The organism is Paenibacillus sp. FSL R5-0527, assembly GCF_038008055.1.
Taxonomy (GTDB): Bacteria; Bacillota; Bacilli; order Paenibacillales; family Paenibacillaceae; genus Fontibacillus; species Fontibacillus macerans.
The window spans coordinates 3,737,498-3,760,391 of record NZ_JBBOYI010000001.1 but is presented as its reverse complement, the minus strand read 5'-3'; the positions used below and the strand labels follow the sequence as shown (position 1 = coordinate 3,760,391).

Here is a 22,894-nt window from a genome sequence, read left to right as displayed (position 1 = left end):
TCATCCGCGTGAAAGTGAGGGAGATGAAGATGTTAGCTCATCGTTTGAAGCGGAAAGGCGGCGCTTCCTGTTGGTTGTTTAGGCTCTGCATCGCGCTACTGGCCGCGGCATTGCTTCCCCTATGGCCCCTGGCTTCGCTTCCCGCCGCATCGGCCGAGTCCTCCTTGACCATCGACACGCCTGCGGACGGCGAGGATGTGGACGTCGGGACGATCACCGTATCCGGCCGTTATAGCGAAGCTTACGACATCAAACTGATCGTAGGCGGCACCGAGCAGCTCGATACCCGGATGGAAGGGGAAAGTGGCGCGGAATCGGGCATATGGTCTGCCGAACTGGACACAAGCCGGTATGACGGAGAGATCACTTTGGTCGCCAAAGGAACGAACAGCACTACCCGTTATGGCGTGACCAGCGCCCCTGCCGTCATCACCGTAAACAATCCGGAAGCGGTGAAGCCGGTCGTGACCATCATCAGCCCGCGCGACGGGGAGAAGGTCAAAGGTTCCGGCACGACGGTTCAAGTCTCCGTTGCCTCCCCAAACCCGTTGACGAAAGTGGAGGTGAGAATTAACGGGGGAGCGTGGAAACGGGCGGGGAAATCCGGAAAAGTATACAAGTACAACTGGAACACAAAAGGACTCGGCAACAAAACCTCCAGCATTGAGGCCAGGGCCGTCGATTCGCGGGGGAACATCGGCCGCAGCTTAACCGTCTATGCTTCCACCGGCAGCGGAACCCACGAGGATATTACGCTTGCAAAACAGGATCGGGCCATGTGGATTTGGGAAAAAGCGGCCTACAACCTGTTCCTCAACCCGGGTTCGCGGACCGCGCTAAAAGCGTTTGCCGACGACACCTCCACCTTCGATTCGGATCCGATCACCACTTTTTATGTCGGCGTGTTCCCCTATGGCGGGGTAGACATCCTGGAGGAATATCCGGAAAAAGTCCGCGATTTCGTGCGGTGGGCGCACGACAACGGGTACCAGGTTCATGCCTGTATCGCCGGCGGTACGACTCCCCCATATTTGGGAGCGCTTACACCATATCACGAGCATGCGATCCGCGAGATGGAAAAAGTGATCAACTACAACATCTCCTCCGCGCCGGACGAACGCTTTGACGGCGTCAACGTGGACATTGAACCTTATATCCTGCCCGAATTCGGAGCCGAAAAGCCCTCCGTTCAGCGGCAATACCTGGATCTCCTGCAAAAAATGATCGGCCGCCGGGACGCCGCCGGCATCGACTTGCCTTTCGGGCCGGCCATCCCGCGCTGGTTCGACAGCAGCGCCAGCTCCAGCGATATTACGTGGAACGGCGAAACGAAATGGCTGTCCGAGCATGTCCAGGACATCAGCGACTATATTTCGATCATGGATTACCGCGATACCGCGGACGGCAGCGCCGGCATCATCGCCCAGGCGCAAGGCGAACTGGCCTACGCCAACGCGATCGGCAAGCCGAACTCCGTCGTGGTCGGCGTGGAAACGCTCGATATCGCAAACAGCGGCGATCCTGAAACGATCACCTTCCGCGAAGAGGGACGGACTTACATGGAAGCGGAGCTCGACAAAGTGTACGATGCGTTCAACGGCAATCCCGCGTTTGCGGGGATCGCCATGCACCACTACGATTCCATCCGCTGGCTGCCTTCCGTCTGGGGACCGGACGGCCGTTTGTGGCGCGTCAAGCCGGAGGATACCTCGCCCCCGTCCGCTGTAAGCGGCCAGCCGATAGCGTCGGCCTTCGATTATCAAAGCATCAGCCTAAGCTTCGGCCGGGCCACGGACGACTCCGACATTGAGCATTATTTGATATACCGCAGCACGGAGCCGGATTTTACCGCGAATGAAAGCAGTCTCGCCGGAAGCTCGCGGAATTTGACCTACAAGGATTCGGGCCTGCTGCCGGATACGACCTATTACTACAAAGTTGCGGCCATGGATATCAGCGGAAATGTCGGTCCCGCCACCTCCGCAACCTCAAGCGCGACGGCATCCACGTATTTGCGACCGATGATCATCGGCGATATGGATGTGGTCTTTAACGGGACGCGCGCCGAGGTGTCGCTGCACATCGTCGACCTGGAAACCGGCGCTGGCGTGACCGCCGCCGTATACGGCCGGTTTACGCAAAGCGGAGGCCGATACATCGAAATGCGGGCCGACGCGGACGGTTTGGCCACCGGAAGCTCCGAGGCGTTGACCTTCCCTTCCGGCGAAGCCGGTTTCTGGCCGCAGCGGATCGTGGCCCCCGGCTATTATTGGGCGTCCGCCTACGATGAGCGGCGAAACGCGACCGCCTCGTGGTCCAAGGCGGCCTTCAGTACAACGCCTGATCCGCAATAACCTGCCGGAGCGCTTCGATTTCCACGCGGGTCATTTCATATCCGGCGATATCATGGGCGGCTTCCTCCGGAATGACGCCGGACAACGCCAGGCACCACAGCATCCGCAAAATGTATTTGTCCATCGGCTGGATAAACGTACGTTCGGCATAGGCGTCAACCCGCGAGGATAGCGCCAGAAAGGTTTCGAAATTACCCTCTGCGAACGCCCGCATCAGATCGCGCTGGATGCCCGGGAACGCGGCGCCCAATCCGACCAGGGCGCTGCGGGCCCCGCGCATCAGCGAGTAACCGAACATCCGGTCCTCCCCGGTGATGAGCAGCTTCTCCGGGAACTCGGACGAAATCAGGGTGGACACATCCTGCAGCGTCATGACGCTGTCGAGCGTGGCCACTTTGATGCCGAGCGTCCGGGGCAGCGCGAGCAGTTCCCGCAGCACTTCTGCGGAATACGACACGCCCCCGGCCTCATCATACAAATAAAAAAGCACCAAAGGGCAGCCGAACCGGGACAGCTTGCAATGATAGCTCACGATCGCCTCATCCCGTTCCCCGGGGGGCAGCCCCTTGAAAATCGCCGGCGGGAACACGAGCAGGGCGTCGGCCCCCCAATGAATCGCATCGGCGGCCATGCCCAGGCTGTCCCGTTCCCACTGGCGGATTTTCATGCTCCCCAGCAGCCGGTTGTCGGGAATCGCCCCCACCCCGGCGATCAGCAGTTTTTGTTCGCCCAGCGCGGATTTCCAAACCTCCAGCACCTGCTTGCGCTCATGCCGATCCAAATGCAGCCCTCTGCCCGTATGCGCCCAAACGGCGGCGCCGGCGATCGGCTGTTCCGAAAGATACTGCGCGTAGGCTTCCTGCGCTTTCGCGTGGATTTGTCCCGTATAATAGCGGGGCACGGGCACGGCGGGGATCAACCCCCAAGTACATGCGTTTTTCACGGCATCCGTGTTATTCATTCGTACAACCTTCCTTTTCTTTTTCTACTCCAGAAAAAAAGCGCGTCCCCGGTCCCGATACCAATTCGTCACCTCAAGGAATGAAGCTGTCCCGCCGCGGCCGGCGATTTCGCCCGTTTCGCGCAAATGAAGCATCCAAGCAACCAATCCTACATCGGGATGGAAAAATAATTCATGCAGCGCGCGCTGCGTTTTGGAGCCCCGCTTCATGCTGTAAGCGTCGCCCGGCAATTGAAACAACGTATGCATCTGCAGGCTCGCAACGCCGCGCAGCGCATATTCCAGCGCCATTTTGCCGGAGTGCACGTCGCCCGTTCCCGACAGGACGGGCACGGGGAACGGCAGCTCGCCTTGCAGCTCCAGCCGGCGCAGCCCGGACAAAATCCGCAGATTGCGCGCGCTGAGGTCCGGTCCGCCATAGGCCGCCCCGGCTTTGCCGCCGCCGGCAGCCGGCCGGCCGGAGTCGTACAGCCGGTTCGCGTAAACGATATAATCCGCCCCGGCAGCCCCTTCTTCCACCAGTGTCCTTACCGTCCGCAATTGGAACTCGTCATCGAACAGCGTGTTCATCAGCTTGATGCCCAGCCGGATATCCCCGTCCGGCAGCGCCGACCGGATCGCTGTCGGCACCTCCCTGAGCCAGCGTATAATCGCCGGGCGCTGGGCGGCCCGGTCCGAACCGGCCAGGGTCGGGCTGAAATCTTTCTCCAGCTGAAGCGGACCGGCTTCGCCGGCCTCCTTCCAGACTTGCGCCAAGCGCCGCGTTGTATAACGGTATTCGTCCAGCCGAAAATCCTCGCCAATGGCAGGCAGATGGTATTTACAGGACGGCACGACCACGGTTCCCCGTTCCCGCCCGAGCTGCAGCGCTTCCCGAACGAAACTCAAATACTCGTCAAAACTGCCGTGCCAGCCCCGGCCCTGCCAGGTTACGTTCCAGCCCGGCTCTCCCGTTTCTTTGCCGACGATCCGGCCCACTTCCATCCGCGTTTCCTTGACGGCCCATTCCTTCATCGAGCGTTCGCCCTGCTCGTCCTCCGCGATGACCGTTTTGAGCACAACGAAGCCGAGTCCCGCTTCCGCATCGGCTTGGACCTGGTAGGCGCTGAGCGACAATTGGCCCGAGGCTTTGCCGAAAGGATTTTTGATCGGGCGCGGTCCATAATGTGAAGATACATCCAGTCCGTATTGCTCGAGCAAATAGCGTTCGAGCCGCTCCGGCAGCCCCGTTTCGCTGAACCGTTCGTAATCGCGGCGTATCCGCACCGCGTCCTCCCGTGAAATCCGCGGCGGACCGGCCGGCAAAATAAGGCGGTTAATCATCCTCATCCCCTCTGTTATTAGGTTCTTGAAGATGTGTATTCAGAAATGGCCGGCCGTATCCTTGTTCCGGCAAATTTTTAACATTTGCAACCAATTCGGCGGTTTACTCCGAACGGAGATTTTCCAGGTTGAGCGTATAAATTTGCCTTGGTCGGCCGCGCCCCACCGGCTGTTCCTCGCCTACGATCGAGGCGATGCCGTACTTTTCGAGCGCGGCCATAATCCGCCGCGCGCTGCGCAGCGTAATGCCGAAGCCCTCCGCCAGCTGCGCGGCGGTCAGGGTCGAAGTGCCCAGCCGGCGGCAGAGCGAAATCAGCTTGTTGATCGTGCCGACGCTAAGCCCCGCTTTTTTCGCCAGGGAGATCAGCTCCGGGTCTTCGCTGCGCGCCGAATATTTTAAAGTCAGCTCCGATCCCAGCGGCCCGTAAACGAGACCGTCCTGCATCATCAAAAAGCAGTTGCCCCCGCCCCCCGCCTTCGCTTTCTGCAGCGCTTCCCGCGCTTTTCCTTCCGCTTCGTTGGCCGTCCGGCCGAGCCCGATGCCGATGCTGGCGTTCCACTGCAGCCGTTCCATCACCTCCAGCAGCAGCGGGGCCTCCTGAAATTTCCGGGTCACCTGCTCGATGATGCCGTGCGTCGTAATAAAAGAGGCTTCTCCCGAATCGTTCCATTTGATCAGCGACTGCGTCGCCTCACCGAAATCGACCAAAATTTGCTGGAGCACGATTTTTTTGCGCTGGATATCGTATTCGGAGACCGCCTCCTTAAGCACCTGCTCATAATGGTCGATGCTTAAAATGCCGATGGCGATTTGCGTGCGGCTAAGCCGCAGGCTTTTCCCTTCGAGCAGCGCCCGGCTGAGGTAGTCGCGGATCGACGAGCGGGTGGGGATGACGCGGAAAGCGGGAACGCCCAACTCGGACAGCTGCTGGTAAACCGAGGTCACACAGGTGACGGTGGCGGTCACGCAGCCTTTTTTCCATAAATCGTAATGAAAAGCGACCAGGTCGTCATGACGGATTCCGGAAGCGTAGGATTTCACGTGGATTTGCCGGCGCGTTAGGCCCAGCTCGTCGAGCTGTTCGGCCAGCTCTTGCGTTTGAAGCACATCGACGCTGATGCGGACCTCCTCGTCAAAGGCCGCCGGCCGACGCCGGAAAAAATCAAACAGCACCTTGTACAGCGCGGTTCCGGAATAATGCACATGCACCATCGGCAGCCCGGGATCGCTATCGAGCGCCAACTGGTAAGGGATCGGACCGGTAAACAGCAAAATATCCGCCCGTTCCCGCACGCCGGCGACGACGTTCAGCGTATCCTGCTCATGCGGATAAGGCGCGGGAAACATGGACAACTCAGGAAAAACTTCGCCCGCCTGAAGCACCGTTTCCACCAGATCGTGCGGGCCAATCACCGCCACCTTCATGTTCATGACGGCCGTCACCTCCGCTTTGGCTGCTTGTATGGACCTTTTCGGTTCAGACAGTCGTGCGGGACAAGTAGTCCCTAACTTCGGCGTACGACTGCCGCGTTAGCTCCAGAACATCCTCCCCGAAATATTCAAAAGAAGTAAACCCGCCGTAACCTTGAGCCCGCAGTTCCTTCAAAATGGAGCGGTGGTCCGCATCGCCCTGCAGCACGGGAACCGGCTTGCTTAACGCCCAGTTGTCGCGGTTCCAGCGGTAGTCCTTAAAGTGTACATGCGTGATGGAGCCGTAAAACCGCTTCAACACCGGCAGCGGATCAAGCCGGTCGACAAACAGATTAAAGCCGTCGTAAATCAGCTCAAGCTCCCCGGGTGGCCTGAGGTGCTTGGGGTGCTTGAGTTGGTTGAGTTGGTTGGGTTGCTTGGGTTGCTTGGGTTGCTTGGGTTGTCTTATTTGCCTGGGTTGCCCCTCTTGCCCAAGCAGCGCCGCAAGGGAGTCCGCCGTATCAGCGAACGTACCGTTGTGGATTTCCACCGCCAGCTTAACTCCCTGCCCGCGGCAAGCGTTTAGCGCTTTATCCAAGCCGATAAAGGCCCGGCTCCACTGCTCGCCGCTCGCCTCCCGCGAAGCCAGGTGCCCCGCGAACGTACGGATTCGCGGGCAACCGATCGCCGCGGCCCACTCCGCCGCTTGGCTGATGCGGGTTACTTCCCGTTCGGATTCGCTGTCGCTCCGGGAAAAATACGTGTACTCGCTGATCGCCGGAACGGCTAACCGATGCCTGGCAAGGAGCCGGCGGAGATCGGCGGATGTGCCGCCTCGGTGCGCGAAGTCTTCGAGATGGCCGATCCACAGCTCGGTGCCTTGCAGCCCCAGCTGCTCGCACGCGGCGAGCACCTCCTCCAGCGTCAGCGATTTCAGCCCCGTCGAGCAGAGGCTGAACTTCATGTTGCTGCCGCCGGGCTCAAGGGAAATTTGGGGGGACGGGACATCCAGCATACTCAACGTGATTGGTACGTCCGGTGTATCTAACGTGTCCGATGCGCCCGGCGTATCTTGCGTGTTCGGTGCACACGCTATATCCAACGTGTTCGGTGCACACCGCGCCTCCTGCGTGTCCGGTGCACACGCTGCATCCTGCGTGTCCGATGCCCCCAGTGTATCCGGCGGCGCATCGATTAAATAGCGCTGGTGATCTTCATGCGGCTTACGGGCTTCCCACAATTTGTTCCACCCCCGTTTCATGCGAACGGTACACCGCTTCGAGCGCAGCGATAACGGACCGGGCGTAAGCGCCGGAGCAGTCCGGCTCCGCATCGCGCTCGATGGCCTGCAGCAAATCCTGAAGCTGGAGGCAAAACGGGTCTGCGGAATCGCCGCGATTGCTGCCCGCAACCGGCTCATACTGTCCGTTCCGGCTGATCCACAGCCCTCTGGCGGAAATTAACTTCGCCATTCCGCCGGTGAAGATTAGCTCGGTTTCGTCTTTGGCCACGCCTTCGTACCCGGACTGGACGATGACCGCCCCCAGGCCGCTTGCCGTCTCCGCAAAAACCACGCCGCTTCCTTCCACATCACCGAACCTGCCTTCATAACTGAGGTTGGCTTTTACCTTGCGGATGCGGCTGCCGCTAAGCCACTGAATTTTGTCGATCGAATGGGCGCCAATATTCATCATGATTCCGCCTCCGGCCTTAGCCTTCTCGAAAAACCAGCAGGGCCGGCCGCCGCCAAAATAAGGCAGGTGCCGCGTATCGTGGATCGCCACCAACTTTCCTAGCCGCCCGCTGCGGATAAGGGCTTTGGCCCGCAAGTTAGACGGCAAGTAATGCTGGGTGTGGCCGACCATCAACTTAACCCCGGCCGCGCTTGCGGCGGCCAAGATCGCGTTGCACTGGGCCACGCTCAAGGCCATCGGCTTCTCCAGCAACAGATGGCAGCCGTGCGCAGCGCAGAAAACGGCGCATTCTTCATGCAGATAATGCGGCAGCGCAATGATCACGATATCCGGCCGCTGTTCGCGGATCATCTCCCGGTAGCCGGCGTAGAAGGCGAGGCCGTATTTTTCCGCAGCCGCACGGCCTTTCGCCTCATCGATGTCCGCCACGGCCACGGCAGTTAGCCGCTCCGGACCCAACTGCACGATCGCATCCAAATGATTTTCCGATATGATGCCCGCCCCGATCAGGGCCACCCGGTAGGCCATCCTGTTCCCTCCCCGGCCAAAATATATATGGTTACGTTGCGGTTCCCGACTCGGTCCATGGTATAGTTCATGCAGAGTTCATTGTATAGTTCACGCAGAGTTCATTCTATAGTTCACGCACAGTTCATGTGGTATGGTTCATGCTACATTTCACAGTACCGCTCCGGTGCGGCTCATTTCTCAACTCGACCCGTCTTTGAAGCTTTGCGGCCTATTCTAACGGACTCCAGCGCCGCTATTTCGCCGAAACCACGAGTTTTCCGGATGTAACGAACACCAGAGGACACCGGAGGACACTAGAGACCTTATTTGCCACTAGCGTTGCATTAACTTTTGCTAAAGATTTCCCAAAAAAAGCTCCCCGGAAATCTAACGGTTGTAGCGGTTGCTATTTTACGAGAAAAGGCTTTTTCCAAATTCTAACGGTTGTAAGCGTCGTTAATTGCCTGTATAAGCTAAAATAGCCGGATTTAAGCGAAATAAGCGCCATGGCAACCGTTACAATTTGAAATCAACGTTTTTGGAGCAAATAGCGCTTGTGGCAACCGTTAGAATATTGGTATGGGCTAGAAAATATATCTTGTCAGATTTAATGCAACGCTAATGCTTATTTGACATTTAAACGCACTTTTCCCACCCATTTTGGGCAAATAAGAGCACTCCGGTCCGTTGCTAGAAGTTGAAACGCCGTTTTTTCGGGCTAATAAGGTCGTTTGAGTCCATTAGCCACCCGTACTGTAGTTCAACGAATGAGCCCCAAAAAAATAGCGGCAATTTATGGCCCTATTTTCCAAATCGCAGCATGTTTACGCCCTTAGCGACATTTTATGTCCTTATATTCCAACGAACGGTGCAAAAGTGGTCATTTCCTTGCAATTCAAAGCAAATAGCGGCAAAAATTGCCTCTATTACTCTCAAAATGGGGAACATCGCCAAAATAGCGACATTTTTTTCCGTTATATTTGGCTTGAATCGCGCTCACGTTACTTAATACCGGCGAAGCTGCTGTCCTGGCAGAATTACTGCCCCGGCGCCACTCCGCCGGCCCTACTTATTCTCTGCGGAGTTGCTCCCCTGGACTACTTCCTCTGCCCTGCTTATCCCAGCGGAGCAGCTGCCCTGGCGGAATTCTCCCGGCCTATTTGATCCCGGCAGAATTGCTGCCCCGGCACAACTCCACCGGCCTACTTAATCCCCGCGGAGTTGCTGCCCTGCACAAAATATTTCTCCGCGAACAAAAACACGAGCAGGATCGGGATCAGGCTCATCAGCGCGGCGGCGACCATGTACTGCTCGTTTCCCGACCATTGGCCGGCCATGGACAAAATGCCGATCGGCAGGGTGAAGTTTTCTTTGGAGGTGAGGAAGATCGCCGGGGACAAAATTTCGTTCCACTTCGTCATAAACGTGAACACCGCCAGCGTCGCAAAGGTCGGTTTGCACATCGGCATAAAGATGCGCAGGTAAATCTGGAACGGGTTGCAGCCGTCGAGCCGGGCGGACTCCTCGTAATCGCGCGGGATGCCGAGGAAAGCCTGGCGCATCAGGAAGATCCCGAACGGCTGGGCCAGCCATTCGATAATCCACAGCGGGGTCAGCGTATCCAGCATATGCAGCGATTTGAAGATGACAAACTGCGGAATAATGAGCACGACCGGCGGAATCATCATTGTCCCGAGTACGACGAGGAACAGCGTGTTTTTCAAAGGAAATTTCAGTCTGGCAAAAGCGAACGCCACCATAGAGCAGGAAATCAGCGCGCCAACGACCGACAATACCGTGATGATGACGCTGTTTAGCGTATACTGTCCGAACGGTCCCATTTTCCATACTTCGGCATAGTTGCTCCACTGCACGGGCGAAGGAATCCATTCCGGGGGCACCTTTGTATATTGGGCATAACTTTTCAAGGAATTAAACAGCGTGGTCAAAAAAGGCGTGAGCATCACCAGCGAGCTTAATATCATCACCGCATATCCCACGGCGCCCCGCCAACGGTTCCATTTCATGCGCCGGCCCCCCCTTCTTTCCCGCTTCGGCGTCTTTTCTCATTCGTAATGCACCCACTTTTTCTGCAGCGACATTTGTACGACCGTCAGCAAAAACAGGATCACGAACAGCACCCAGGCGATCGCCGAGGCGTAGCCCATGCGCAGGAACGAGAAACCTTCCTGATACAGGTAGATCATCAGCACCAGGCTGGCCTTGTTCGGACCGCCCGCGGACGAAGCGTCCAGCGCTCCGCCGGTCATGACGTAAATTTGCTCGAACGCCTGAAACGTCGAAATCGTGCTCATGATCAGCACCAGAAACGTCGTGCCCGAGATCAGCGGCACCGTGATCCGGCGGAACTTTTGCAGCGTGCCCGCGCCGTCGATTTCCGCGGCTTCATATACATCGGAAGGGACGTTCTGCAGGCCTGCCAGGTAAATGACCATAATGTAGCCGATCCCCTTCCACACCGCGATCAGCACGAGCAGCGGAATGACGAGATGCTCATCCTGCAGCCATTTTTGCGGCGTCAGGCCGATGGTTTGCAGCAGTGCGTTGGCAAAGCCGAACCGCGGATTGAACACTGCGTCGGACACGTACATGATGACCGTCCAGGAGGAGATCACCGGCAAAAAATGCGCCAGCCGAAAAAACTTCAACCCTTTGAGCTTCTGGTTCAGCGCCACGGCCAAAATCAATGCCAGCACCGTCTGCAGCGGCACGAACAAAACCGTAAAATAAACGGTGTTCCCCAGCGCTTTCCAAAACACCGGCTCACTTAGCAGCTTCCGGTAATTGTCCAGCCCCGTCCACTGCGGCGGGTTCAAAATATCGTACTTGGAAAAGCTGAAATAGAGAGACGCCAGCAGCGAGCCCAGCACAAACACGATAAAATGCACGAGATAAGGGGTCACCATCAGGAGTCCCCATTGGCCATCGTTGTTAAGCCGTTTTTGGCGGACGCGGGCGGACTTCTGCCCGCCTTCGGTCCGCACGGTTTCCGTTTTTTTCAACATGCTTATCACGCGCTTTCCGTCTAGTTCTTATAAAATTCGTCCAGCACCTGCTGCACGTCCTTATCCGCCTGGCTCAGCGCCTCGTCGACGCCGATCTCGCCTTCAAACGCCCGGTTGACGCTGTCGCCGAACTTTCCGACCCATTCGCTCCAGACCGCGTTGACGTCCAGCGTCCCGGCGAATTCGAAGCTGTCCAGGAACGCCTGCTTGTTGTCGGGTTTGCCGCTTAAAAAGCGCTCGGAGTTGGCCGCCGATTTTTTCACCGGAACCGCTTCGCCGAGCGACGCCCATTCGTTTTGCACCTCGTCTTCCGTCGCCCAATATTTCACCCATTCCCAGGCCGCGTCCCCTTTGGCGCCTTCCGCTTTCTTGTTGATCACCCACGAGTTGGCGATGACCGGAGCAAAGCGTTTGCCATCCGGCCCCTTCGGCAGCAGGGTCACATCGTAGTTCAACCCCGCGTTGTTGGCGTCGATCGTACGGGCGTAAATGCCGATCCGCATCGCCGCCGCTTTGCTCGGGAACGGAGCCATGTTGCTCTGGAAGCTTTTTAAATCCGAAGGCGCCGTGAACCATTCGCGCTGCATGCCGTCGACGATCCATTCCATCGCCCGCTTGTTTTCCGGCGTATTGATAATGGACTTCGTTAACGTTTCGTCGAGCACGCCGCCCCCGTACGATTTCAGCACGGTCATCCAGCCTTCGGTAATGCTGAAAAACGTCAGGCCGTACTGGCTGATTTTGTTTTTGTCGAAAGCGGCATCGGTCGCATAAGCTCCGGCGGAATCCTTCGTTAGCTTTTCGGCGGCCGCCTTGAGATCATCCCAGGTCCAATCCCCGGTCGGGTAGGCGACGCCGGCCTCATCGAACATGTCTTTGTTATAGTACAGCACCGCGATCTGGATGCCTTGCGGGACGCCCCAGTATTTGCCGTTTACGTCTTTGTTGAAGTCGAGGCCGTAATAGTCGTCCTTGCCCAGGTCCCGATCGATCAGGTCGGTCAGATCCTTGAGCACACCGCGCTCCGCGTATTTCGGCACGAACACGCCGTCGGACAGCCAGACATCGGGGGCGCTTTCGGCGGCGATCTGGGTATCGAGCTTTTGGAAAAATTGATTGTACGGCGAAGATTCCGTTTTGATCTTAATGTTCGGATGCTTTTCCTGGAATTTGCCGATCAGCTCCTGCATTTTGGCGTCCGTCTGCGCGGAAGAATAATACCCGAGCCGAAGCTCCACCGTTTCCGCAGCCCCGCCTGCCCCCTTCTGCCCCTGGTTTTGCTGCCCGGCCTGCCCGCCCGGTCCGCCGCTATTTCCCGTGGCCGCCCCGCTTCCGCCGCCGCCCGAACAGGCTGATATGAACAGTGCGAATATCAATGAAAAAGTTAATAAAAGGCCCGCCCGTTTACCCATCAGCCGTTTGATGATCAGCCGTTCCATGTGCATCCCCCCAGGTCGAATTTCCACCCCTTGTTATTTTTTCTATAGTATCCTTGGCGAGTGTGGTTTCCTTATTTTCAAAGTACTTGCGCTCTTACTAAAGGTGAACGTCCTTAAAACGACCTAAAAAATTTCATCGCAAAAAGGAGTAGGAGGAGCGTCCTATCAGAACCGCAGAAATACGCTAGCATACCGGCCCGTCAAACCTTCACGATGTAGGTCCGGGACGCATCGCCGGGCGTGGCGGTTTTCCGCACCAGCAGCACGTCGCCGCTCAGATGGACACCGGCAAACCGGTAGCCGCGCGGCCCCTGATGGGAGAACAAAACCGCATCTTCCCCACCGTCTTCGCCTTCGCGCGCCACCGACAAAGCCGTAGCCAGATGCGGTGCAACTTTGTTGCCGTAGCTGTCCAGCACTTCCAGCTCCCGCACCGAGGGCGCGGCTTCTTCAGCGGTCCTGGCCGGATACAGCACCGTCACGAATTTGGTGAAGCCGCTCCCCTTTTGCCGGAATACGAGCCTGCTCGAGAAGGTTTTCTCGTTGTAATTCCGGGAAATCCAGCACGGCTCCGTCTCCATCTTCACTTGCCCCAGCGGGATCAAGCGCAGCAAAGGTCCGCTTCCGTTCGGGGAGCAGGCTTTGGCAAGGCCGTCCTCCTCAAAGCTCACCTCCAGCCCCTCGGCAAAATGAAACGGGAGCCTATAGTCATGCACCGTCTCGCCATGCGCCCGGCAAGTATCGACCACGATCCAGTAATCCGGTTTGACGAACAAAATTTGCCGCAGCACCTGCACCGGATGCGGCAAACGCCAGTACCCGTCATGACCGGCCTGCGCATAATCGTATTCCGGCGTGAGCCGCCACCAGGCATCAAGCGGGCGGGCCGGGTCCCGCCATTTCCAGGAGTCCACGTAGGTTGAAACGGTCCTGCCGTCGACGGATAACGTATTGTGCTGAAGCGACTCCTTGAAATATTGGCGGTACGCATTTTCCATGTACGTGCAGCGCCCGGGATCGGTCAGGAACTCCCGGCCGTAGGCGAACAAATTGATATGCAGCAGGTCGTCGTGTCCGTGCGCCCGGATCACGTCCATATGCCCGGCGTCGAACGTCAAATAGCGGGCCGAGCGGCGCCAATCGCTGCGCATAAAGACATAGCCGCTTTGCTCCAGCCCTATTGAGGCAAATTCCGGCTCCCGGGCCGGAAGCCGCTCGTAACCGGCGAAGCCTTTGGGGCCGAAAAACCAAATTCCTTCATAATCGAGAGTTTCGTACCCTTGCGACTTCAAATCGCCGCGCCCAAACAAAACCGCGCCTCGCGCCAGCACATCGCGGATGTCCGTCGCGTCGCTGTCGCTTAAGGCCGGCTGACGCCCGTTCGGCTGCACGAGCGCCAGCGAAGCGGTGTACATCCGGTTCAAGGTGTCCTTCAGGACGGGCGGCAGCGGCACACCGTTCAACTCCCCGAGCCACACCGACTCGAACAGACAGTGCAGCACCTCGTGGTGGTACATGCTGCACTGCTCGTTATGCAGCCCGTCTTCGAACACCTGCAGCGGGCACATCTCTTCAAACCGCCGGATCGCCGCCCTCAGCCGCTCGTCCGCACCTTCAACCTCGGGGAACAGCAACGCCAGCTGAAACAAACCGTTTGTCTCCAAAAACCCCCAATTGCTCTGTCTATCATGCGGCGTATAGGCGAGACTCAGGTACATGCCGTGCCGGCGGACCGCTTCCTTGAACAACGCCTCCTCCTCTTTTCCCCAAAGCCTGGAGACGCGGACGCAATAGTACCCCTTCAACCAGTGCGTGATCCGGATGCCGCTGTCCAGCTTGCGCCAGGTGTCTTTTACGTTATAGGCCCGGTCGGCGCTGGCCCGCACTTCTTCCTCGGTCAGCGGGTTTTGCGTCATCCAATCCTTCAGCAAGCGAATATAGCCTTCCGCAAACCGCTCTTCCCCGGTGAGCCAATAGGCTTGCCCCAGCTCGCCCATATATCTCGCCCGGTTCAGCATCACCAGCCACTCCAGGTCGCCACGGTGACGGTAATTCCAGTCGATCCGCCCCGGAAACACGACCTCCTCCTCGCAGCGCTCCATATCCCAGCGATGGGTGAAAATAAACGTGTTCCGGCAGGCCAGTTCGGCACGGTGAATCACCTCCCGCACTTCCTCCGGCCAATGCTTGCGGCAAGCGTCCGCAATAAACCCGCGATCCTCCTCCTTCCAGTAAAAACGCCTCGCCTCCAGAGATTTCTTTCCCGCCGCGGTATCGTTTGGCAACACCGGCTTCATCCGCCTCCTTTTTCGTAGTTAGGCTTTTTGTCCGAAAACGGTAGCCTACGCTTCATTCAGCCATTCGGCCAAATGCCGCAGGACAAACTCATCGTCGTTAAGATCAGGATATGCGCGATAGACGCGTTCAATCTCTTCAATTTGTCCCGGCGACAATTGTTCGTCCGGATTGAGGCACCAGTTGCCCGCCAGCAGCCCTTGCCGCCGCAGCACTTCGTGAATGCCGGGAATGCAGCCCTGGAACCCGTTCGCCGCGTCAAAAAAAGCCGCATTCGCGTCGGTGATCCCGACTCCCCGGCTCAGCCATTCGGCGGAAGGGGCTTCCCCCCGCTCGCGCAGCGCGATGATTTCCTCCAATAGCTCCACCGCCTTCGACGTCCACACCGCCCAGTGCCCTAGAAGGCCACCGGCGATTTTTTTCTCCGTCCATTGTCCGTCCGTGCTCCGAAACCGGTACGCCGTCAGCAGATCGGCCACAATGTTGTCGTCGTTACCCGTGTATAGCGCAATGTCGTCTCCGCGGCTCGACTCGCACACCGCGCGGACGACATCCAGCGTCTGGTACCGGTTGAACGGCGCGATCTTGATCGCCTTCACTCCGGGAAGCTCCGCCAGCTCCCGCCAAAACGCATAGCTGAGCCGCTTGCCGCCGACCGCCGGCTGCAAATAAAAACCAAACACCGGAATGACCGACGATACCTTTTCGCAGCGGCGGATCAGCTCCGCTTCGCTCAAGTCTATGAGCCCGCCGTTACTGACCAGACCCAAGTCGTAGCCCAGCCCGGCGGCCGTTTCTGCTTCGCGCACCGCTTGCCCGGTGGGCCCGCAGATCCCCGCCACTTTAATGAACGGGCGGTCTAGCCGCGCCCGCTCCACTTCCTCGGCGGCAAGCCGCAGCACCGGCTCATACAGATCGATCCCGGGTTCCCGGATTTCGAACTGCGTCGTATGGACGCCTACGGCGATGCCGCCGCTCCCGGACGCCATATAATACCGCGTTAACGCCCGTTGTCTCCGTTCATCAAGCCGGCGGCCGGCATCGAGCGCCAGCGGATGGGCCGGAATCACGGTCCCGCGATGCAGCAGCTGGTGAATTTCGGGTTTTAAATTTTCCTCCATCAAAACGCACCTGCCCGTTCCTGAAAATGCGTTGGCTTGCTGAGCGTCTCTCCTCCGGCTTCCACCCATCCCGCCGTCCATTCGATCATCTGCCGGAGCGATACCCGCGGATAACCCAATTGGGCATGGGCGGCCGAGGCGTTGCTAAGCAGCGCGGTCGGCTGCTCTTCGCCGGTGAAAACCGGCTTCACGCCAAAAGCATCGCCAAACCGCTCGGCCAGCCAGCGCACCGATACCGTTTCCGGGCCGGTTACGTTCAGCGTGACCGGAGGCGATACGCAAAGCAGCAGCGAACGGATGGCCATTTCGTTGGCATCCCCCTGCCAGATCACGTTGACCATTCCCATGTTCAGGTCGATGGGCCTGCCTTCCTTGACCGCCTTGGCAACCTCGAGCAGCACGCCGTACCGCATATCGATTGCATAATTTAAACGGAAGTTTAATAGCGGAGTCCCGTTTTTCCGGGAAAAATATTCGAATACCCGCTCCCGCCCCAGACAGGACTGCGCATACTCGCCGACTGGCGACGGCGCGGTATCCTCCGATGCCCCGCCAAGCTTAATGTCGGTCAGCGGATAAATGTTCCCGGACGAAAAAGCCACGATCCGCGAGGTTTTGTACTTTTCGGCCACCCGCCCCGGCAAATACGCATTCATCGCCCAGGTGAAATATTCGCGGCCGGTCGTCCCGAATTTATTGCCGGCCATGTAAATGACGTTTTGCGCTTCCGGCAAACCGGCCAGCGCTTGCTCATCAAGCAGATCGGCCGCCAGCGTAGCGATCCCGGCCGCTTCCAGTTCGCCCCTCAGGCCCCCCGACGAGAACCGGGACACCCCCGTGATTTTGGCCGTTTTACCGGCCGCCGCCAGCCCCCGCCGGAGCAGCTTCGCCAGGCTCGGTCCCATTTTGCCGCCGACGCCCAGGATCAGGAAATCGCCGTCCAGTTTGGCCAGGTCCCGAACAAGCCGGTCGGACGGCTCGCTTAAACACTGCTCCAGCTCATTTACCGTTTTCACAGCTCCCACCTCTTCCGCGCAACTGTTTTTTTCAAATCCTGCTGCGTTACCTTTATGTTAGAAGCGGCGGGAATACGAGACAACGACCATATATCGTCCTAAATTGCCTGTGCTGTGTAAGGCCTTGCGAACTTCTCTCTATGCGTACGGTGCGTAGTCCGGGGCCATGCTTAGATGACTGTCGGCCGCCTGGCGGCTCCATATTTCGAGGCGGACTTCCCAAGTACTAAACCAGTGCGAAAACCTAACGGACCGGAAAGAGCTTATTCGCTCATTTCCCGGGTATTTCTCGCTGTAGCGGACCCGGAAAACCTTATATGGCTCCGGATAAGTCTATGGGGGAGAATTCATAGGGTATAAGCACTAGTGTTGCGTCAAATCTGATCTGACAAGATACATTTTCTAGCCACACCAATATTCTAACGGTTGCCACAAGCGCTATTTGTTCCAAAAACGTTGACTTCAAATTCTAACGGTTGCCATGGCGCTTATTTCACTGAAATCCGGCTATTTTGGCTTAGAATCAGGCAAATAACAACGCTCACAACCGTCCCTCGTATTTAAGAAGTTTTCTCACGAATACTCACTTATTCGCAGGATTTCGCTACCTTGAAAAGCGAAGAGATGGGGGAGCTCCGGACAAAAAGCCGTGGTTTCTTGCAAAAGGGTGTGCAGGAACAGAAGTCGTGCATCTTTGCACTTCTCCAAAAAATGGTTTCCTGCACCCTCCACTCGGCCCCTGGAGGTTCACCCTCCCATGTCTCTACGGGTCTTCGCCCTTACATTCCTTCGTTGTACCTGTCCAAGGCGTGGAGACCGATTGCGTTTAAAAGATGGGTCATTTGCCCTTACGGTTGCGAAACTCGGTTCTGTGTTGCTTTCTTTGTTCGAATCCTGCGAACGAGTCAATCTTCGTATGACGACGGATTATCAGCCAGGCTCGGTTACGTCAATAGATTTAGGCTAGGCGACTCGGTGGACCGCTATCTCGGAGCGATACGGTTCCCCCTTCTGAACCATGCCAATGAGGATTCGAGCGAGTTTGCCGATTAACTTGGTGATTGAAGCCATCTTCTTCATTCCTTTCTTCAGGTTGTACTCATGCCATCGCTTAAAGTCCGGATGTTGGCCAACCAAGCCCAGCACGCCCAGGTAGAGATACTTGCGAAGCATGCTGTCCCCGCGCTTGGAGAGCTTGATCTGTCCTTTGAACTTGCCCGAAGTACGTTCCGCTAGATTCAGACCGGCCCGGCGCAGCAGTTGACGCCCATGGGCATAGTTACGCAAATCTCCGGCACAAGCCAGAAGGGCCGCGATCGTTATGGTTCCAAGGCCTTTAATACTTCGCAACTGCCCAGCTAGCGGAATACAGCCTAGTAACTTCTTGACTTCCTGCTCGATCTCCTCAAGCGACTTGACGGCATATTCATACGCATCCAGCAAACGCTGCAGGTCACGCCGCGCTTCTTCAAGTGCCTGTATATCGCCGATACTATGTGCAGCCACCAGAAGAAGCCGGGCGGCCTTCGCTTTGCCACTTACTCCGCCCGCACGTTTCATCCCTTGCTCACGCCAAGCTTCGATCACGTCATCCGTACGAAGACCCTGCAAGTCGGACGGCAACGGAAAGGCGCGGAGCGACGCCAGAGAACGCAAAACTGTCCAATCCGGGAAGACCGAACGGAATTCCGGAAACTTCAGATCGATCCAGCGGATAATGCGATTTCCCAGGCTCACCTGCTGCTTGACCCAAAATTCTCGATCACTCATAACCGCCTTGAGTCGTTTGAAAACAGCCGCCTCTGGCGTATAGTCCGTGTAGAAGCCTCGGCTAACTACGTCGGCAATGTTCAATGCATCCTTGGGATCGTTCTTGGACGGGCAATTGTCGCGATTTTCCTTATTACGATGCACTGTTACCGGGTTCACCAGTACCACCGTGATCCCTTGCTCCCGTAACCAATTCGCGAGATTGAACCAATAGTGGCCTGTGGGCTCCATGCCGACGATGAGTGAGGATAGATGGTGTTTGTCCTGTACGTCACACGTCCAGCGCAGAAGCTTCTCAAAGCCTTCCCGCGTGTTTGCGAACGACAGATGGCGTGGTGTCAGGACACGCCCCCGAAAATCGGTCACTTGGGCGGCATGAACATCCTTGGCGATGTCAATCCCGATGATCGCATGCTGCATGGTAATTCGTTCAATCCGTTGATTTGTGGTTTGAATTCGAGTAGACTTCATAGTAAGCGCCTCCTGATAGGTTTTAAGGGCTTTTGACCCGTCGACACCCCTATCATACGAGGCGCTCCTGTTTTTTTCAAAGACGAAATCTTAACCTACACAGGAATGTTTAGAATTTTGAAAAGGTCCTTTTCCGGAAAATAGCCGCTGCTACAACCGTTAGATTTCCTGCAAACCTATTTTTAATTCGCACACCTAAGCCTTTGCGGGAAAACTGAAATGTATCAAGGCAACAAGTTGTCTTGTGCGAGAGCTTGAGTTTATGCAACGCCAGTGGGGAATAAAATCATCTGGGTCCGTTAAAACTTTTGCCCCCCTGTTTTGGGAACAAATAACGTCCCCCATGTCCGCTAGGCTTCGCCTCAAACCAATGTTTCGTTTCTCCCGCCCAATAAAAAACGCCCGGCCAAGAGAGCTGCGTCTCTGCTGGCCAAGGCGTCTAGTTATATAGCGTTTCCGTCTCCTTTATTCCAGATCGACTTCCATTTCTTTTACAAACACTCCCGTTCCCGATATAAAAACATCCATACTGCCGCCATTGCGCACCGCTCTCACCCAAACTCTGCCGTCCCTGTCTATTTCCTGGCCTTGTTCAACCGCAAATTCCAGCGAAGGCAGCCGCTCGTTGATATACTTCAGGTAATATGCCCCCATCACGCCGGAAGCTGTGCCGGTGACCGGATCCTCCACCGTACCGGAAAAAGGTGAAGAAAAATGCCGCGCATGCATCATGGCCTCCCCGTCGTACGTTTGAAAACAAATCGGATGTACGGATGACCGCGGATTTTCGGCCAAAATCTGAGGAAAATCCTCGTTACGGGGCTGCATGGTTTTAAACTTGCTTAACTTCTTGATAGGAATCAACAACGTCCATGTTCCCGTGCTGCCGTACACGATCGGTTTGGAAAGATCGAGCTCTTCCTTAGTCAAGCCGATCGATTCGGCCAATTTCCGTACATCCCCTTCAAACGGAATAAAGCGGGGAGCGTCTTGCTGCATTGTAATCAAAATCTGTTCACCCTTATTTTCAAAAAAAACGGGCAGCACGCCAACATTGGTTTCGATATGGAAGTTGTTTTTGTCCTCCAGCAACCCCCGGGTTCTAAGGCAATATAACGCGCCGACCGTCGCATGACCGCATAAGTTCATTTCGTGTCCGGGCGTAAAATACTTTAGCCTTAAATCCGCTTTGTCCGACTTCAGGACAAATACGGTTTCATTAAATCCGACTTTCCCCGCAATGCGGAGCATGTCGTCTTCGTTCAAACCTTGGCAGTCCAGCACCACCCCCGCCGGATTTCCTTGATTGACAACGGATGAAAAGGCGTCATAATGCAGAACTTTTACTTTCTTCACGTTTTCTCCTCCAAACATTCCGGTTTACGCATCAGGTTCTCCCGGTTGCCATCCGGTTTCTTGCGACCAGAGATGGGCCCGGTGCAATATCTCCCATACGATGGGGCCCTTGCCTTCCACATACTTGGCACGGTCATGCGCGAACAATTTCATCAGCCGATGCTTCTCATCGGCGTATTTCCGGCCATCCTCCGGATGCTCCCTTAAATAATCTCTAAAAAGCAACGTCATTTGTTCCGCAAAACTCCCGGCGCGCCTTACATGAATATGCGTTCTTCTGCTCCCGGGCACTTCGCGAAAATAGCGTTTGGACTTGTCCGGGTTATCGTTTCTCCATTGAAATCCCAATGATTCGATTTTATCGCGATAGCTGAGTTCATCCTCCAAAACGGCAACGGATATTTGGATATCGATAATCGGCTTGGCGTCCATTCCTGCAATCGACGTCGAGCCAACATGATCGATGCGTAACGCCGTTTCTTGAAGCGCACTTCTCAACCTGGCGCCAAGCTGCCAAAATAAATCTTTCCATGCCGGATCATACTTGGCTATTTTCCATTGGTCCTCCATGTTTAACAGCTCCTTTTTTTACAACTCCGTTGATCTACCTTGTGCCGCCCTTCTCATATACAATTCCAAATTCCACTCAAACCCATATTGCTAAAGGGGCGGAAGTCCCCTCACATCCGGTTCCAGCATATTTCGTCAACGATTCCACCCCAAATTTGACCATCAGATGCGATCAGGCTTCTATTGCTCAGAATAATTCCAGGTTTTATAGTAATCTTAGTCTATGGTATCACGAAAAAAATATTTCTCTAAGGCTATGAAAGCATAAGAGAGCAAATTGGTCTGCATAACGAAAGAAAGCGGCAAGCCCTAGCTCAAGAAATGTCTTGAATGCAAGGTTTGCCGCCTTTTCGTTACACTATTGTTACAGCATGTTTGCTGATAGGCTTGTTCTAATCATTTGCTATATCATGAATATATACAACCTCTTCGTTCGCCATCATATTTACCAATTCTGGAGAAGCCCAATATTGGCCGTTATATTCAACAACATCACCCGATGCTAGATATTTCAGCAAGGTGGCTGCATCCCCTGTACTATAGGGTACCCATCCTTTAAGATCTAAAGAGTCATTAGATTTTTTAGAAGAAGAATTTTTTTGGGCTGTAGCTCTTTCTTTAGCTTCCGCTTCGGCCTTTGCCTTTGCTTCTGCTTTTATCTTGGCATCCAGATATACGTCAGCAACTTGTACATACGACAATAAATCTGTTTTTGCTTTATGTTGTTTAATCTTTTTTACACTTGCTTTTGCCTCGTTAATTTCGGTTTGTTTGATGGATTTTTTGACAGCCGTTTTTTCTGATGATGTAAATAATGAATCCACCTTCTTGGTTGCTGCCGAGATTTGTTTGAATTGACTTTCAGCCTCATTTATTTTAATCGTTAATTCATCTACAAAGGCCGGCTTATCCGACTTCAATGCCTCCAGCTGGCTTTTGCTGGACTTTATGTCAGGTGACTCCACGATGGCTCCATTCTCGTCGAACAGATTATCTATGCTCTGCTTTAAAGCATACATCTTATCTACATCGCTTATGTCCGAAGAGGCTTTGGCTAATAGTGCGGAAGCTTCGGGAGATAGCTCTTTATTATCATAGGCTGCAAATAATTTATGTACTCTTTGGATCATATCTTTGTCAATCGGATCAGCCAAATTCTTTTTTTGTTCGTCTTGATAAAGGGTGTTTACCTGTTCTTGAATACTAGAAATATCTGCTAGGATAGCCATCTCTTTTTTCACTTTATCATCGTTAATTTTCCAAACCATAAAACCGGCCACACACACTACTATTAACGCAAATGCAATAGCAATGATTGGTGCTTTCTTCATGTTCCATTCTCCTTATAATGATGTAACTAGCGCGAGGCGTCACTACAAGCCTGGCAGTCCTATCTCAATGACTTAAGACTCTCGGACTTCCAAGGATTTATAGGTAAAAAGTAATAAATTAACATTACCAAATATTTTCTAGAGCTGCAAGAGACGATTTCAAAGTTTCATCAGTAAAATACGATAAACGAAAACGACCCATCCTTAGATACTCATATCCCAGGTTGGGTCGGTTGCGGCCTTAAG

At 55.5% G+C, this 22,894-nt stretch carries 16 protein-coding genes; 1 reads left to right on the top strand and 15 read right to left on the bottom strand.

All coding sequences use genetic code 11. From position 1 onward, the window contains the following. Positions 1 to 29: 29 nt before the first annotated feature. On the top strand, positions 30 to 2,354 hold the full coding sequence (locus tag NYE69_RS16445; protein ID WP_328271253.1) for an Ig-like domain-containing protein: 2,325 nt from the start codon (positions 30 to 32) through the stop codon (positions 2,352 to 2,354). On the opposite strand, the gene NYE69_RS16440 is transcribed toward NYE69_RS16445, so the two are convergent. The 15 genes from NYE69_RS16440 to NYE69_RS16370 all read right to left on the bottom strand — a co-directional run bounded on the left by NYE69_RS16440 (position 2,329) and on the right by NYE69_RS16370 (position 22,648). Next, the gene (locus NYE69_RS16440) at positions 2,329 to 3,315 is read right to left on the bottom strand and encodes a dihydrodipicolinate synthase family protein (protein ID WP_328271252.1); all 987 of its coding nucleotides are present in this window, start codon (positions 3,313 to 3,315) and stop codon (positions 2,329 to 2,331) included. The two genes, NYE69_RS16445 and NYE69_RS16440, sit on opposite strands and share 26 nt — an antisense overlap. Before the next feature lie 24 nt (positions 3,316 to 3,339). After that, entirely contained in the window at positions 3,340 to 4,638 is a 1,299-nt protein-coding gene (locus NYE69_RS16435; protein ID WP_340927065.1) for a hypothetical protein, read from the bottom strand. 103 nt (positions 4,639 to 4,741) lie between these two features. Next, the gene (locus tag NYE69_RS16430; RefSeq protein ID WP_340927063.1) at positions 4,742 to 6,070 is read right to left on the bottom strand and encodes a transcriptional regulator; all 1,329 of its coding nucleotides are present in this window, start codon (positions 6,068 to 6,070) and stop codon (positions 4,742 to 4,744) included. A 46-nt stretch (positions 6,071 to 6,116) separates the two neighbouring features. Next, positions 6,117 to 7,289 carry a sugar phosphate isomerase/epimerase family protein gene (locus tag NYE69_RS16425; protein WP_340927061.1) on the bottom strand — a complete coding sequence of 391 codons (1,173 nt, stop codon included), beginning with the start codon at positions 7,287 to 7,289 and terminating at the stop codon, positions 6,117 to 6,119. Next, positions 7,273 to 8,271, bottom strand: coding sequence for a Gfo/Idh/MocA family protein (locus NYE69_RS16420; RefSeq protein ID WP_326045040.1), 999 nt, complete (start codon positions 8,269 to 8,271; stop codon positions 7,273 to 7,275). Before NYE69_RS16420 ends, NYE69_RS16425 begins: the two co-directional genes overlap by 17 nt. Before the next feature lie 1,184 nt (positions 8,272 to 9,455). Beyond that, positions 9,456 to 10,280 carry a carbohydrate ABC transporter permease gene (locus NYE69_RS16415; RefSeq protein ID WP_328272449.1) on the bottom strand — a complete coding sequence of 275 codons (825 nt, stop codon included), beginning with the start codon at positions 10,278 to 10,280 and terminating at the stop codon, positions 9,456 to 9,458. 39 nt (positions 10,281 to 10,319) lie between these two features. After that, on the bottom strand, positions 10,320 to 11,279 hold the full coding sequence (locus NYE69_RS16410; RefSeq protein WP_326045042.1) for a carbohydrate ABC transporter permease: 960 nt from the start codon (positions 11,277 to 11,279) through the stop codon (positions 10,320 to 10,322). Between the two features lie 20 nt (positions 11,280 to 11,299). Continuing rightward, complete coding sequence (locus NYE69_RS16405; RefSeq protein ID WP_430115217.1) at positions 11,300 to 12,691, bottom strand: ABC transporter substrate-binding protein; 1,392 nt, start codon at positions 12,689 to 12,691, stop codon at positions 11,300 to 11,302. 227 nt (positions 12,692 to 12,918) lie between these two features. Beyond that, complete coding sequence (locus NYE69_RS16400) at positions 12,919 to 15,015, bottom strand: alginate lyase family protein (RefSeq protein WP_340927059.1); 2,097 nt, start codon at positions 15,013 to 15,015, stop codon at positions 12,919 to 12,921. A 45-nt stretch (positions 15,016 to 15,060) separates the two neighbouring features. Further along, positions 15,061 to 16,134 carry a dihydrodipicolinate synthase family protein gene (locus NYE69_RS16395; RefSeq protein WP_340927057.1) on the bottom strand — a complete coding sequence of 358 codons (1,074 nt, stop codon included), beginning with the start codon at positions 16,132 to 16,134 and terminating at the stop codon, positions 15,061 to 15,063. Then, positions 16,134 to 17,150, bottom strand: a complete 1,017-nt coding sequence (locus tag NYE69_RS16390; RefSeq protein WP_326045046.1) for an NAD-dependent epimerase/dehydratase family protein — start codon at positions 17,148 to 17,150, stop codon at positions 16,134 to 16,136. Before NYE69_RS16390 ends, NYE69_RS16395 begins: the two co-directional genes overlap by 1 nt. Before the next feature lie 963 nt (positions 17,151 to 18,113). Continuing rightward, positions 18,114 to 19,391 (bottom strand): IS110 family transposase, encoded by a 1,278-nt coding sequence (locus NYE69_RS16385; protein ID WP_326045729.1) that lies wholly within the window; start codon positions 19,389 to 19,391, stop codon positions 18,114 to 18,116. 465 nt (positions 19,392 to 19,856) lie between these two features. After that, positions 19,857 to 20,747, bottom strand: a complete 891-nt coding sequence (locus NYE69_RS16380; RefSeq protein ID WP_340927055.1) for a PhzF family phenazine biosynthesis protein — start codon at positions 20,745 to 20,747, stop codon at positions 19,857 to 19,859. Between the two features lie 24 nt (positions 20,748 to 20,771). Then, positions 20,772 to 21,317, bottom strand: a complete 546-nt coding sequence (locus NYE69_RS16375) for a GrpB family protein (protein WP_340927054.1) — start codon at positions 21,315 to 21,317, stop codon at positions 20,772 to 20,774. A gap of 392 nt (positions 21,318 to 21,709) precedes the next feature. Further along, positions 21,710 to 22,648, bottom strand: coding sequence for a toxin Cry1Ac domain D-VI-related protein (locus NYE69_RS16370; RefSeq protein WP_340927052.1), 939 nt, complete (start codon positions 22,646 to 22,648; stop codon positions 21,710 to 21,712). Between the last annotated feature and the right edge of the window lie 246 nt (positions 22,649 to 22,894).